Origin of the sequence: Pseudonocardia broussonetiae (genome assembly GCF_013155125.1) — a bacterium.
In the GTDB taxonomy this organism is placed as follows: domain Bacteria; phylum Actinomycetota; class Actinomycetes; order Mycobacteriales; family Pseudonocardiaceae; genus Pseudonocardia; species Pseudonocardia broussonetiae.
This window is the reverse complement of record NZ_CP053564.1, coordinates 4352330-4365992: the sequence shown is the minus strand read 5'-3', so window position 1 is coordinate 4365992 and position 13663 is coordinate 4352330. Positions and strand designations below refer to the sequence as shown.

12 protein-coding genes are annotated in these 13663 nt (G+C 73.1%); 11 read left to right on the top strand and 1 reads right to left on the bottom strand.

The genetic code is table 11. The annotated features are described in order from the left end of the window. The first annotated feature begins 2 nt into the window (after positions 1-2). The 9 genes from HOP40_RS21400 (at position 3) to HOP40_RS21360 (ending at position 11340) form a co-directional block, all read left to right on the top strand. Positions 3-206: a ferredoxin gene (locus HOP40_RS21400; RefSeq protein ID WP_172161315.1), complete on the top strand. Its 204-nt coding sequence runs from the start codon at positions 3-5 to the stop codon at positions 204-206. Positions 207-208: 2 nt separating this feature from the next. After that, entirely contained in the window at positions 209-1048 is an 840-nt protein-coding gene (locus HOP40_RS21395; protein ID WP_172161313.1) for a MaoC family dehydratase, read from the top strand. Continuing rightward, complete coding sequence (locus tag HOP40_RS21390; protein ID WP_172161311.1) at positions 1045-3339, top strand: CaiB/BaiF CoA-transferase family protein; 2295 nt, start codon at positions 1045-1047, stop codon at positions 3337-3339. Before HOP40_RS21395 ends, HOP40_RS21390 begins: the two co-directional genes overlap by 4 nt. Positions 3340-3406: 67 nt before the next feature. Continuing rightward, positions 3407-4636, top strand: a complete 1230-nt coding sequence (locus HOP40_RS21385; RefSeq protein ID WP_240157186.1) for an NAD(P)/FAD-dependent oxidoreductase — start codon at positions 3407-3409, stop codon at positions 4634-4636. Positions 4637-4670: 34 nt separating this feature from the next. Beyond that, positions 4671-5885, top strand: a complete 1215-nt coding sequence (locus tag HOP40_RS21380; RefSeq protein WP_172161307.1) for an MFS transporter — start codon at positions 4671-4673, stop codon at positions 5883-5885. Between the two features lie 157 nt (positions 5886-6042). Next, entirely contained in the window at positions 6043-7332 is a 1290-nt protein-coding gene (locus HOP40_RS21375; RefSeq protein WP_172161305.1) for a cytochrome P450, read from the top strand. Next, entirely contained in the window at positions 7332-8417 is a 1086-nt protein-coding gene (locus HOP40_RS21370) for an NAD(P)-dependent alcohol dehydrogenase (RefSeq protein ID WP_172161303.1), read from the top strand. The genes HOP40_RS21375 and HOP40_RS21370 overlap by 1 nt, the downstream gene beginning before the upstream one ends. A 16-nt stretch (positions 8418-8433) precedes the next feature. Then, positions 8434-9870, top strand: a complete 1437-nt coding sequence (locus HOP40_RS21365; RefSeq protein WP_172161301.1) for an aldehyde dehydrogenase family protein — start codon at positions 8434-8436, stop codon at positions 9868-9870. Between the two features lie 93 nt (positions 9871-9963). Then, the gene (locus HOP40_RS21360; protein WP_172161299.1) at positions 9964-11340 is read left to right on the top strand and encodes an MFS transporter; all 1377 of its coding nucleotides are present in this window, start codon (positions 9964-9966) and stop codon (positions 11338-11340) included. A gap of 22 nt (positions 11341-11362) precedes the next feature. Here the strand turns inward: HOP40_RS21360 and HOP40_RS21355 are convergent, their stop codons facing one another. After that, positions 11363-12022: a GntR family transcriptional regulator gene (locus tag HOP40_RS21355; protein WP_172161297.1), complete on the bottom strand. Its 660-nt coding sequence runs from the start codon at positions 12020-12022 to the stop codon at positions 11363-11365. A gap of 111 nt (positions 12023-12133) precedes the next feature. Between HOP40_RS21355 and HOP40_RS21350 the strand changes: the two genes are divergently transcribed. After that, the gene (locus HOP40_RS21350) at positions 12134-12703 is read left to right on the top strand and encodes a TetR/AcrR family transcriptional regulator (protein ID WP_172161295.1); all 570 of its coding nucleotides are present in this window, start codon (positions 12134-12136) and stop codon (positions 12701-12703) included. 297 nt (positions 12704-13000) lie between these two features. Further along, positions 13001-13660, top strand: a complete 660-nt coding sequence (locus HOP40_RS21345) for a peroxiredoxin (protein ID WP_172161293.1) — start codon at positions 13001-13003, stop codon at positions 13658-13660. The last annotated feature ends 3 nt before the right edge of the window (positions 13661-13663 follow it).

Genomic DNA, 13663 nt, shown 5'->3' with positions numbered 1-13663 from the left:
TCATGAAGGTCGTCGTCAACAGGGGTCGCTGCACCGGGATCGGCATCTGCGAGTCCGTCTCGCCCGACTACTTCGAGGTGGGCGACGACGGTGCGCTGAGGCAGTTCCGCGAGTTCGTCGACGCCGAGCACCGGGACGAGGTCGAGGAGGCGGTGCGGTCCTGTCCGGCCGCCGCACTGACGATCGTCGACCGGCTCGAGGAGTGAGGATGTCCATCGATCCGAGCTACGTCGGACGGACGGGCGAGCCGTCCGACCGCGCGTGGGAGTCCCGGGACGCGCTGCTGTACGCGATCGCCGTGGGTGCCGGGCAGGGCGACCCCGGCCGGGAGCTCGAGTTCACCACCGAGAACTCGGGGCTCCCGCAGCGCGTGCTCCCCTCTTTCGTCTGCGTCGCGGCCGGCGCGCCGCTCCCCACCGGCTTCTCGGTCGACATGACCAGGATGCTGCACGCCGAGATGAGCTTCGAGCTCCTCGGTGACCTCCTCCCGCAGGGCCGGGTCACCTCGGTGGCGCGGATCGACGCCATCCACGACAAGGGCACGGGTGCACTCGTCTCGACCTCCACGGAGGTGGTCGACCGGGACACGGGCGCGCCGCTCGCGCGGCTCGGCTCCGGCCTGTTCGTCCGGGGAGCAGGCGGGTTCGGGGGTGACCGCGGACCACGGGACGGCTGGACCCTGCCCGACCGGCGTCCCGATGCCGTGACGGTCTGCGCCACGCGGCCCGAACAGGCGCTGCTCTACCGCCTGACGGGCGACCGCAACCCGCTGCACACCGATCCCGCCTTCGCGCGGCGAGCCGGGTTCGACGCCCCGATCCTGCACGGCATGTGCACCTACGGGTTCACGGCGCGCGCACTCCTGCACGAGGTGGCCGGTTCGGACCCCCGGTCGTTCGGCTCGATGTCCGCGCGGTTCAGCCGGACGGTCCCGCTCGGCGAGCGGCTGACCGTCGAGGTCTGGCGGACCGGCTCCGGAGCCGTCTTCCGCACCCTCGACAGCTCCGGTGAGGTCGTGCTCGACCGCGGCCGCATGGGGCTCCGATGAGCGCCCTCGCCGGTCTCCGCGTCCTGGACCTGAGCACCGGCATCGCCGGGCCGCTCGTGGGGATGGTCTTCGGCGACTTCGGCGCCGACGTCGTCAAGATCGACGCACCCGTCCCCGACCCGGCGTGGGGCCGCCCGGGCTACGCGGTGTGGAACCGGAACAAGCGCAGCGTGCTCGTCGATCCCGGACGACCGGCCGACCTGGAGTGGCTCGCCGCGGCGGCCCGCGGCGCGGACGTCTGCATCCTGGGCCACGGCTCGCGGCTGGCCGACTGGGGCCCGTCGGTCGAGGCGGCCGCGCTGGCGAACGCCGGGCTCGTCGTCGTCCACCTCCCCGCCTACCTGCCGGGCTCCACCCCGTGGAGCGGCGGGGAGTCGAACGGGCTGCTCGCCGCGGCCGGTGGGCAGTCCGCCCGTCAGGCGTCCGTCACCGGGGGCCCGGTCGAGTCGATCTCGCCCCACCTGCTCTACATCCACGGCATCTGGGCGGCGGCCTGCGCCGTGTCCGCCCTGGTGGAGCGCACGGTGTCCGGCCGGGGCCAGGTCGTCACGGTCTCCGGGGTCCAGGCGGTGCTCGAGGCGACCGTCAACGCCCTGAGCGCCGACCCGTCGCTGCCGGACACGCCGACGACCGTGGGCCCCGCCGGACGTCACCCCACCTACCGGCTCTTCGAGTGCGCCGACGGCGCCTGGATCTCGGTCGGGGCGCTCGGTCCGAAGTTCGAGGGCAACCTCCTGCGCGCGCTCGGCCTCGACGCGGTCCTGACCGACCCCCGCATCGACGGGGTCACGGCGCGCATGTCCCTCCCCGACAACCTGCCGTGGTGCAACGCCCTGATCGAGGCGGCCTTCGCGGCGCGACCACGAGCCGAACTGGTGGAGCTCATCACCGGACTCGGCATCCCGTGCGGGCCGGTCAGCAGCAGGGACGAGTGGTTCGACAGCGAGCAGGTCCGGGCGATCGGGATGCACCTGGAGATCGAGGACCCGCTGCGGGGCAGGGTCGAGATGCCCGGGGTGCCGATCGTCCTGACGGCGTCGCCCGGATCCGTGACCCGCCCCGCCCCCCGCCCCGGGGAGCACGACGGGATCGAGCCGTGGCCCGCGAGGCCGACCGCCGACCCGGAGCGGCCGCCCCGCTACGTACCCGGGCCGCTGGCCGGGTTCCGGGTCGTCAACATGGGCACCTTCGTGGCCTCGCCCTACGCGGGTCTGCTGCTCAGCGAGCTGGGTGCGGACGTCATCAAGGTCGAGCCGTGCACCGGCGACCCCTTCCGCGTGTCCGGCTACACGTTCAACCGGGGCATGCGCAGCGTCGCCGTGGACCTGTCGTCCCCGGACGGGCGGTCGGTGCTGCACCGCATCGCCGCGACCTGCGACGTCGTCATGGACGCGATGCGGCCCGGGGTCGCGGCCAAGCTGGGCTTCGACTACGACAGCCTCGTCCTCCACCGGCCCGACATCATCACCCTGAGCCTCTCGGCGTACGGCGAGGGCGGCCCCGTCTCCGCCCGCCCGGGCGTCGACATGGTCATCCAGGCCGAGAGCGGGATGATGTCGTGCTGGGGTGGCGACGACACCCCGATCGCCAACACCATCGCGATCAACGACGTCGCCACGGCGGCCCTCAGCGTCCTCGCCTGCGTGACGGCCCTCCACCACCGCCAGGTCACGGGGGTCGGCCAGCGCACCTGGGACTCGCTCGCGGCGACGTCGGTGCTCCTCCAGATGGAGGACGTGGTGCGGTACCCGGGCCGCGAGCCCGCCCCCGTGGGCCGCCAGGACCTCCGCGGGTTGCACCCGCTCCGGTGCCACTACGAGGCCCTGGACGGCTGGATCTACGTGGACGTGCCCCGGGACGACCACCGAGCGGTCGACCGGATGCGCGACGTCGGCCTGCTCGGGGTGGCGGACGGTCCGGACGCGCTCCGGGACGCGGTCGCCGGCTCGTCCGTCGACGCCGCGCTCGCCCTCCTCGCGCGGGCGGGCGTGCCCGCGACGCGCGTCCGGCCGGTGAGCGAGGTGCTGCGCGATCCGCGCCTGCTCGAGGCGGAGGCCTTCCACATCCGCCGCTCCGACGACGGCCGCCCGTTCATGATGACCGGCCGCTACGCGGACTTCAGCCGCACGCAGCGCCGAGGGCCGATGGTGCCGCCGGGCACCGGCGAGCACAGCCGTGCGGTCCTGGCCGAGGCGGGCCTCGACGAGACCGAGATCGATGCCGTGCTCGCGGACGGGGTCGTCCTCCAGGGGACCACGATCCGCCACGAGCTCCCCATCTCCTACCGCTAGGAGCACCCATGTGGATCAACGTCGACCGCGCAGGACGCACCGCCGCCACCGGGTCCGGGCGTGCGCGGTGACCGGCCGACTCGTCGTCGTCGGCGCCTCGCTGGCCGGCCTGCGCGCCGTCCAGTCGGCCCGCCGCGCCGGGCACGAGGGGCCGATCACCCTGCTCGGGGCCGAGCGGCACCTGCCCTACGACCGGCCGCCCCTCTCGAAGGCCTACCTCGGGACCGGGGGCGAGCCCGACTTCTTCGTCACCGCGCAGGAGCTGGACGAGCTCGGCGTGGAGGTGCTCCTGTCGACGCCGGCCGAGGCGCTGGACCCCGTACGGCGGGTCGTCGCGGCCGGTGACGACCGGATCGCCTACGACGCGGTCGTCATCGCGACGGGCGCGGCCCCGCGGCGCCTCCCCGACCTCCCCGAGCTCGACGGGATCGTCACCCTCCGCACCCTCGACGACGCGGCTGCGATCCGGGACCGGCTCGGGCCGGACCTCGACGTGGTCGTCGTGGGCGCCGGGTTCATCGGGTCCGAGATCGCGTCGTCGGCCAGCGCGGTCGGGGGCCGCGTCACCCTGGTCGAGGCCGCTGCCGTCCCGCTCGTGCGCGCCGTGGGCGAGGTCGTCGGCGCAGCCGTCTCGACCCTGCACGGGCGCAACGGGGTCCGGCTCGTCTGCGACGCCCGGATCGCCCGGGTGCACGCCGCGTCCGGACGGGTGGCAGCGGTCGAGCTCGCCTCCGGCGAGGTCATCCCGGCCGACCTCGTCGTGGTCGGCATCGGTGCCGCGCCCGCCACGCAGTGGCTGGCGCAGTCGGGTGCCGCCCTCCACCCGGCCGACGGTGGGCTGGTGTGCGACGAGTACCTCGAGACGTCCCTGCCGGACGTGTACGCGGCGGGGGACGTCACGTACTGGCCCAACGCCGTGCTGGACGCGACCATGCGCCTCGAGAACTGGACCAACGCCGCCGAGCAGGGCGGCCGCGCCGGCGCCAACGCCGTCCTGCCCCGGCCCTCCCGGACCCCCTACGAGACCGTGCCCTACTTCTGGAGCGACTGGTACGACAACCGGATCCAGTTCGTGGGCGGCACGGCCGCGGACGGCGTCGACTTCGCCGAGGGCGGCCCGGGGACCGAGCGGTTCGTCGCCCTCTACCGCAGCGGCGACCGGCTGGTCGGCGCGGCCACGCTCAACGAGCCACGGAAGATCATGAAGCTCCGCCGCCTCATCGGCGGGCGTGCAGGGACCGGCGAGGCGATCGCCCTGCTCGCGTCGATGGCCCGACCCGCGGCACCCGGCCCGTGACCCGACCGTCGTGCCGGGTGCGGGGTGCGGCCCGGTGAGACTGCCCGTCGAGGTCTGGATCCTCTCCCTCATCTCCTTCCTGTCCGCCGCGGGAATGGGCCTGGTCGCCCCGGCGCTGCCCGCACTGGCTCGCGAGTACGACGTCGGGATCACGGCGATGAGCGTGGCGATCAGCGGGTTCGCCGCAGCCCGGCTCCTGGCGAACGTCGGGCTCATCCCGGCACTCAGGCACGTCCGGCTCCGGCCGGTGCTCGCCGCCGGACTCGGGTTCCAGGCGACGACCACGTTCGCCTCCGGGCTCGCCACCGACTACACGTGGTTCGTCGTCTTCCGCTGCCTCAGCGGGATCGGCAGCGCGGCGTTCACCATCGCGTCCACCGCCCTGCTGGTGGCCCTCGCTCCCGCCGACCGCCGCGGCCGGGCGATGAGCGTCTTCGGCGGGTCGTCCGGCATCGGCATCGTGGCCGGGCCCGCCATCGGGGGTGCTCTCGCGCTCGCCCAGCCGCACCTCCCCCTCCTCGTCTACGGGGCGGCGCTCGGCCTCGGTGGCGTGATCGCCGTCGTCCTCCTCCGGAGGGCCCGGGACGTCCGCACCGTCGAAGCGGCCCCACCACCCGCGGAGACCGACACCGCCGCCGTCCACACCGACGGCATGATCGGGCGGACGCGGAGCCCGGGGGCCCTCGCACAGCTGTTCCGCGACCCCCTCTTCCGGACCGTCATCGCCTGCCAGTTCGTGCACGGCTGGGTCAACTACGGGCTCCGGATGGCGATCCTGCCCACCTACCTGGAGTCGGTCGGCCACGGGTTGGCGTTCGTCGGGATCGGCCTGACCGTGGCGGCGGCCACCCAGCTGGTCACCACGACGGTCAGCGGCGGGGTGTCGGACCGGCTCGGGCGCAGGCCCGTGCTGCTCACGTCGTTCGTCCTCGCGCTCGGGGCGATCGCGCTCTTCGGGTTCCCCGCCGCGCCGTGGATCGTCATCGCCGCCTTCTTCGCCTTCGGGCTGGCGGGCGGGGCCCAGGCCTCCGCGTCCTCCGCGATGCTGGCCGACTCCCGGGCAGGCCGGACCGCCGCGGCGGCGGGCGTGTTCTGGATGACCTTCGACATCGCGGCCATCGTCGGACCGCTGCTGACGGGGGTCACCGTCGAGGTCGCCGGATACCCCTGGGCGCTCGGGGTGGCGGCACTGGTGGTCGCGGTGGCCGCGGGCGTCACCGTGCGCATGCCCCGCACGCGACCGTCCTAGGTATACGCAGCAGCAGTTCTACCCGCCCTCTGGTGCTCTCTAGCCATCTTCGGTATACATAAACGCACTCCCGGCGATCAGGCCGGAGATCATGACGGAGTGACGGGTCCTCGGGACGTGTCGTCCGGTGAGATCGCGAAACGGAGTCCGACCCGCCATGACCACCACCGACAGCCCGACGCCCTTCTCGCGACCGCATCCGGTCTCGACGTCGGAGGACCTCAGCTCCGACGCCTTCTGGCACCGGTCGTTCGAGGAGCGGGACGCGACGTTCGCCCGGCTGCGCCGGGACGCGCCGGTCAGCTGGCACCTGGCCCGGCACGTGCCCGAGATCCCCGCCGACCAGGTCGACGCCGGGTTCTGGGCGATCACGCGACGCGACGACATCACCAGGATCAGCCAGGACCACGAGACCTTCAGCTCAGACCGGCACCGGGGCGGCGTCTCCTTCCGCTCGACCGACCGGGCGGCTGCCGGCCCGCCGACGTTCCTCGAGATGGACCCCCCGTCCCACACCCGGTACCGGCAGATCATGAGCGCCGCCTTCACCCCGAAGGCCGTCGCCCGCCTGAGCGACAAGATCGGCGCCCGGGCCGAGCAGATCGTCGACCGGGTCGTGGGCGGCGGCGCGTTCGACTTCGTCCGCGAGGTGGCGGCCAAGCTCCCGATGCTGACCGTCGCCGACCTGGTCGGGGTGCCCGAGAGCCTCGTCCAGGACTTCGCGCGAGCGGGCGACGAGTTCGTCGGCGGCGGGGATCCGGACTTCCTCGAGCCCGGCGCCGACCGCGCCGCCCACTCCCTCGAACAGATCGGGATCCTCCGGCAGATCGGGGTCGACCTCGTCGACCACCGACGCAGGCACCCCGCCGACGACGTCGCGACGGCACTCGCCGCGTTCGAGATCGACGGGCGGCCGCTGACGTCGGACGACATCGCCTCGGTCATGCTCCTGCTCAGCGTCGCGGGCAACGACACCACCAAGCAGACCACCTCCCGCACCGTGGTCAGCCTGTGGCGCCACCCGGACCAGCGGGCCTGGCTCACCGGGGACTACCCCGGCCGCATCGCGGGGTCGGTCGAGGAGTTCGTCCGGCACGCCTCCCCCGTGATCCAGTTCGCCCGTTCCGTCGTCCGGGACGTCGAGATCGGCGGGCAGCGGCTCGAGGCGGGCGACAAGGTCGTCCTCTTCTACTGCTCGGGGAACCGGGACGAGGACGTCTGGCCCGACGCCCACGCCTTCGACCTCAGCCGGGAGCGCCGGCCGCACGTCGGGTTCGGCGGCGGTGGCGTCCACTACTGCCTCGGCAACGGCGTCGCCAAGGCGCAGCTCCGGGCGCTGTTCGGCCAGATCCTCAGCAAGCTCCCGGCCATGCAGGTCGGCGAGCCGGAGTACCTCCGCAGCGACTTCATCAACGGCGTCAAGCGGCTCCCCGTGGTCGTGCCCTGATGCGCGCCGCCGTCCTGCGGGGCCGCGACGGCCCGTACCTCATCGAGGAGGTCACCCTCGACGCGCCGCGAGCGGGCGAGGTGCTGGTCGAGATCGTCGGGGCCGGGATGTGCCACACGGACCTGCTTCTCCGCGATCCCGCGGTGGCGGCCCGCTCCGGCCCCGTCATCCTCGGGCACGAGGGCTCCGGGATCGTCCGCGAGGTCGGTCCCGGGGTCACCCGGCTCCGGGTCGGCGACCACGTGCTCGTCAGCTTCGACTCGTGCGGGTGGTGCACCTCCTGCCTCGGGGGTGCTCCCGCCCACTGCACCGAGTTCGAGCTGAGGAACATGACGGGACGGCGTCCCGACGGGAGCGTCGGCGCGCGGGACGGCGGCGGGTCCGAGGTCGCGAACCGCTGGTTCGGCCAGTCCTGCTTCGCCGAGTACGCCCTCGCTACCGAGCGCAACACCGTCGTCGTCGACGAGGCGCTGCCGCTCGAGCTGCTCGCGCCGCTCGGCTGCGGCCTGCAGACCGGCGCCGGGTCGGTGTTCAACGAGATGCGCCTCGCCGCGGGCCAGTCGCTCGCCGTCTTCGGAGCGGGAGCCGTCGGCCTGGCGGCCGTGATGGCGGCCCGGATCGCCGGGGCCGGTGACATCGTGGTCGTCGACCTCCTCGACTCACGGCTGGAGGCGGCGCTCGACCTGGGCGCCACCCGGGTCGTCCGCGGCGGGACCGACGACCTCACCGACCAGGTGCGTCGCGGAGCCGGTGTGGACTTCTCGCTCGAGACCACCGCGGTGACCTCGGTCATCGCCGCGTCGGTCGCGGTGCTCGCGCGCCCCGGGAAGGCCGTGCTGGTCGGCGCGGGTGCCGGGGAGCTCCGGCTGGCACCGGGTCAGCTCGCCGGCCGGACCGTCACCTTCGCGCTGGAGGGCAGCTCGGTCCCGCAGATCCTGCTGCCGCAGCTCATCGGCCACTGGCAGGCCGGCCGCTTCCCGATCGAACGGCTGGTCACGACCTACGGCCTGGACGACATCAACCTCGCCGAGGCCGACTCGATCGCGGGGACGACCATCAAGCCGGTCATCGGCTTCGCAGTCTGACAGGAGAGTGACTGCCATGCCGGTCGCACCCGGAACCCGCGTGCCCGCGCCCACCGTCGGCGGCGCGGACCTGCCCACCCGCTCCCGCTTCGACGTCGTCAACCCGGCGACCGGGCGGGTGTTCGCCCAGGCCCCCTCGGTCTCACCCGACCAGCTGGACGAGGTGTTCGAGTCCGCCCGGCACGCGTTCGGGACCTGGCGGCTCGACGACGCCCACCGCAGGGAGGTGCTGCGCTCCGCAGCCGACGTGCTCGACGCCCGGGCCGACGACCTCGCCCCGGTCCTCACCGCGGAGCAGGGCAAACCGCTCCGGGAGGCGGCGGCCGAGTTCCGCACCGCCGCCGCGTGGCTGCGCTACTACGCGGAGATCGAGGTGGCGCGCGAGGTCGTCAAGGACGACCACACGGGGTTCGAGGAGATCGTCCGGCGCCCGCTGGGGGTCGTCAGCGCGATCACCCCGTGGAACTTCCCGATCACGCTGGCGATGTGGAAGATCGCGCCCGCACTCCGGGCGGGCAACACGATCGTCGTCAAGCCGTCGCCCTACACCCCGCTGGCCACCCTCGCGCTCGGCGAGGTGCTGCGCGGTGTCGTTCCCGACGGCGTGCTCAACGTCGTCACCGGGCCCGACCCGCTCGGCGCGACGATGGTGTCCCACCCGATCCCGCGGAAGGTGAGCTTCACGGGTTCCACCGCGGTGGGCAGGAAGGTCGCGATGGGCGCCGCGAGCGACCTCAAGCGGGTCACGCTGGAGCTCGGCGGCAACGATCCCGCCATCGTCCTGGGTGACGTCGACGTCGCGGAGATCGCGCCGAGGCTCTTCTGGGGCGCGTTCGGGAACAACGGCCAGATCTGCCTCGCGGTGAAGCGCGTGTACGCGCACGAGAGCATCCAGCCGCGACTGGTGGAGGCGCTCGCCGAGATCGCGCGGAACGTCCGGGTGGGCGACGGGACGGACCCGGACGTCCGGCTCGGACCGGTCAACAACCGCCCGCAGTTCGACCGGGTCCGCGACCTCGTGACCGACGCGGTCGGCCACGGCGCCCGGGTCGCCGCCGGCGGCAGCGCGCTCGACCGGGACGGCTACTTCTACCGCCCGACCATCCTGGACCGGGTGTCCGACGGCGTCCGGGTCGTCGACGAGGAGCAGTTCGGACCGGTGCTGCCGGTGATCGCGTTCACCGACGAGGCCGACGCGGTCACGAGCGCCAACCGCAGCGAGTACGGGCTCACCGCATCGGTGTGGTCCGCGGACGTCGACCACGCCGCCGCACTGGCCGAGCAGCTCGACACGGGCCAGGTCGCGATCAACCAGCACGGCCGCGGTGTGCAGGTGCACCTCCCGTTCGGCGGCCGCAAGTGGAGCGGCATCGGGGTGGAGAACGGGCCGTGGGGCCTGCACGGCTTCACCGACCTGCACGTGATCGCCGGCCCGCCGCGCTCGGTGGCGTAGCCGACACGGCCTCGTCCGCACGCACGCGGAGAGGCCGGCACGGATGTCCTGCACGTTCCGCAGCACGCCGGCTCGAAGAGGAGTTCGCCCGACATGAGTCCCACCCCAGCCACCCCGGCACGACAGCAGCGCAGCCCATGGTGGGTGGCGGCAGGCGGCGGCATCGCCGGCACCGTCGGCCCCGGCCCCCTCGTGCTCTCGACGCTCGGCGTCTTCGTCCTCCCGATCACCGAGGAGACCGGCTTCGGCCGGACCACCGTCACCGGCGCCTACTCGGTCGCCGCCGTCGGGATGGCCATCGGGCTGATCATCGTCGGCCGCCTCCTGGACCGGTTCGCGGTGCGCCACATCCTGGTGCCGTCGTTCGTCCTGTTCGGGGCGTCCACGGCCCTGGTGGCGCTCATGCCGCCGTTCGCGCCGGCGTTCCTCGTCCCGTTCTTCCTCCTCGGCTTCTTCGGTGCGGGGACCGCGATCCCGTTCACGAAGGCGCTCATCAGCTGGTTCGACAACAAGCGCGCGCTCGCGATCGGCATCACCGCCGGCATCAGCGGCCTCGGTGCGTCGATCACGCCGATCCTCGCCGGCCACCTCATCTCCACCTTCGGCTGGCGCCCGGCGTACGGCGTGCTGGGCGTGCTCGCGATCGCCCTGTCGGTCACGATGATCCTGCTGTTCGTGCGCTCCCGCGCGGAGCGCCACGTCCGCGGCCGGCTCGTCGAGGAGACCGTGGAGGACGGCCGCGAGGTCCGCCTGGAGCTCCCGGGTCTCACGTTCGCCGAAGCGCTCCGGACCCGCCACTTCTGGCTGATCACGTTCGGGCTGGGCCTCGTCGGGATCGTCGTCGTGGGGCTCCAGGTGCACCTCGTCCCGATGATGAGCGACCGCGGGCTGGTCCCGGCGCAGGCCGCGCTGCTGCTCACGGTGTTCGGCCTCGCATCACTGGTCGGCCGCGTCCTCGGTGGCTTCATCATCGACCGCGTGCACGGCACCGTCATCGGGCCCCTCGTGATCCTCGCCCCGATCGCGGGCATCCTCTTCCTCCAGCCGCCCTTCGGCTCGGCGGCCGCGGCGGTCGCGTTCATCGGGCTGGCCTTCGGGATCGAGTGGGACCTCCTGGCCCTGTTCATCACCCGCTACCTCGGCACCAGGGCGTTCGGTCAGCTCATCGGCCTGGTCAACTCGGTCTTCCTGCTCGGCACCGCGTTCGGGCCGCTGCTGCTCGGGATCGGGTACGACACCTTCGGCTCCTACGAGCCGGTCCTCCCCTTCCTGATCGGCACCCTGGTCCTCTGCGCCGTCCTGATCGCGCTGCTGGGCCCGTACCGGTACCCGGCGGTCGAGGGCTTCGACCAGGTCGCGGCGCAGGACGAGCTGGCCGCGGCCGAGCTCCTCAGCGAGATCGCCGGGAACGAGGACGTGCCCGCCCACGAGGAGGAGACGGGGGCGTCCGACTCCGCCACCGTGCGCTAGGAACCCGGGGCCGGCTCGCCGATCAGGACCGGGGGCCGGCCCCCGCGTCCGCGGAGGCCTGGGGCAGGAACTCCAGGATGCTGACGAGACTGTTGTGGACGTGGACCGCGGTCGCGTGCACCGCGAGGGTCTCGTCGCCCGCCAGGATGGCCTCGATGATCAGGATCTGCTCCTCGCCGGCGCGCCGGAGCCGGGTCGCACTCGCCTGGGAGTGGTTGCGCACCCGCGCCATCTGGCCGCGCAGGTCGTCGAGCTCGGCGCGGATGTAGCGGCTGCCCGCCGCCTCGTCGATCGCCTCGTCCAGCGCGCCGGCCAGCAGGAACGCCCGCTGCGGATCCGGCTCGCCGTCGTCCGGGTCCACCCGGAAGCGGTCGAGGAGGGCCTGGAACCGCGCCGGGTCCCGGCGCCGCGCTGCGAACTTCGCGGCCGAGGTCTCCAGGGCCTCGCGGAGCTCGTAGAGCTCGATGATGCGTTCCCGCGACAGCGGCGCGACCCGCGCCGTGCGCCCGATGCTCGCGACGAGGCCTTCCGCGGTGAGCCGGGCCAGTGCCTCTCGGACCGGGGTGCGGGACACCCCGATCCGCTCCGCCGTCTCGATCTCGTTGAGCGGCGTACCGGGCTCCAGGACCCAGTCGATGATCTCTGCGCGGAGGTGCTCGTACGCGATGTCGCTGGCCCGCACGACGGACAGCATAGGTGCGCACCGGGCGCGCGAGGCACAGGGATCCGCGTGAGGAGGGGACGTCGACGGTGCCCGACCCCGTAAACTCCGCCCATGGGTAGCCACGAGGTTGTGAGCCGACTCCGGGCCGCGGCCCTCGAACTCGCCGCGCTGCACCCCTCGACAGAACTCACGGTCAGCGCCATCACCCATCGGGCGGGCGTCGGCCGGGAGGAGTTCCACCGGCACGTCTCGAGCCCCGTGCAGTTGCTCGCCGAGGCTCTCGGGGACGAGCTGCTCAGCGAGTTCGACGCCATCAAGGGCACTCCGGCCGACGCGATGCCGCGCACCAAGGCGCGGCTCTCGCTGGAGCACATCTCGAAGTGGATCGACGTCTACCGCGGGCCCATCCGCGTCGAGCTGATGACGGCACTGCGCCAGACCCTGGCCCCGGCCTTCCGCATGATCAACGAGGAGCACCTCCGGAGCCACCCCGAGCGACTGCCCGCCGGGATCTCCGTCGACGACGACTGGGCGATCGAGTTCTTCGCCGCGTACGTCACCGGGGGTGGGATGGCCGCGATCGAGAGCTGGGTCGACGGGCCCGACCTCGACGTGGAGCGGGGCCTGACGCTGCTGGCGACGGCGGCGCCCAGCTTCTGGCACGCCCGGCCCGAGGCCTCCCGGACCACCTCGTCCTGACGGCGGTGTCCGCGGCGGCGTGAGGAGCGGCCGATTGCGCGCGGGGACGCTCGTCGGACAGACTCGCCCCATGGTGCGCACCTCGCTCGAGGCCTTCTGGCCCAGCCGCCGCATCACGCACTTCGACGAGCTCTGTCGCCCGGCCGCGTAGCGCGACCGCCCCACCCCGTCCCGGTCGTCGCGCGGCCGCGGCGCGCGCGTGACCTCCTGCACCGGATCGACGGCCAGGACGTCACGGGTCCGCCGCGGGCGACGACCCGGCGTCCCCCCACGTCACACCACCAAGGAGACAGGTCCATGACCCTTCAGATCGGCGACACCGCCCCCGACTTCGAGGTGGACACCACCGAGGGCACCATCCGGTTCCACGAGTGGATCGGGGACTCCTGGGCCGTCCTGTTCTCGCACCCGCGGGACTTCACGCCCGTCTGCACCACCGAGCTGGGCTACCTCGCCAACAACAAGGCGGAGTTCGACCGGCGCGGCGTCAAGCTCATCGGCCTGTCGGTCGACCCGCTCGACAACCACGAGAAGTGGGCCGCCGACATCGCCGAGACCCAGGGCACAGCGCCGAACTACCCGCTGATCGGCGACTCCGAGTTCGTCGTGTCCAAGCTGTACGGGATGCTCCCGGCCGAGGTGGCCGGCGACCCGACGCAGCGCACCGCCGCGCAGAACGCCACCGTGCGCAACGTGTTCGTCGTCGGCCCGGACAGGAAGATCAAGCTCGTCCTCGTCTACCCGATGACGACCGGCCGCAACTTCGACGAGGTGCTGCGGGTCATCGACTCGCTGCAGCTCACCGCGAAGCACCGGGTCGCCACCCCGGCGAACTGGAAGCAGGGCGAGGACGTCATCATCGCCGGCTCGGTCTCCGACGACGAGGCGAAGACGATCTGGCCGGACGGCTGGAAGTCCCCGCGCCCCTACATCCGGATCGTGCCCCAGCCCAGTTGATGC

Bases quoted from the DNA above. Each gene is read 5' to 3' on its own strand.
- HOP40_RS21345 (WP_172161293.1), top strand. From the start codon at position 13,001: ATGACCCTTCAGATCGGCGACACCGCCCCCGACTTCGAGGTGGACACC.
- HOP40_RS21390 (WP_172161311.1), top strand. From the start codon at position 1,045: ATGAGCGCCCTCGCCGGTCTCCGCGTCCTGGACCTGAGCACCGGCATC.
- HOP40_RS21400 (WP_172161315.1), top strand. From the start codon at position 3: ATGAAGGTCGTCGTCAACAGGGGTCGCTGCACCGGGATCGGCATCTGC.
- HOP40_RS21360 (WP_172161299.1), top strand. From the start codon at position 9,964: ATGAGTCCCACCCCAGCCACCCCGGCACGACAGCAGCGCAGCCCATGG.
- HOP40_RS21375 (WP_172161305.1), top strand. From the start codon at position 6,043: ATGACCACCACCGACAGCCCGACGCCCTTCTCGCGACCGCATCCGGTC.
- HOP40_RS21370 (WP_172161303.1), top strand. From the start codon at position 7,332: ATGCGCGCCGCCGTCCTGCGGGGCCGCGACGGCCCGTACCTCATCGAG.
- HOP40_RS21395 (WP_172161313.1), top strand. From the start codon at position 209: ATGTCCATCGATCCGAGCTACGTCGGACGGACGGGCGAGCCGTCCGAC.
- HOP40_RS21365 (WP_172161301.1), top strand. From the start codon at position 8,434: ATGCCGGTCGCACCCGGAACCCGCGTGCCCGCGCCCACCGTCGGCGGC.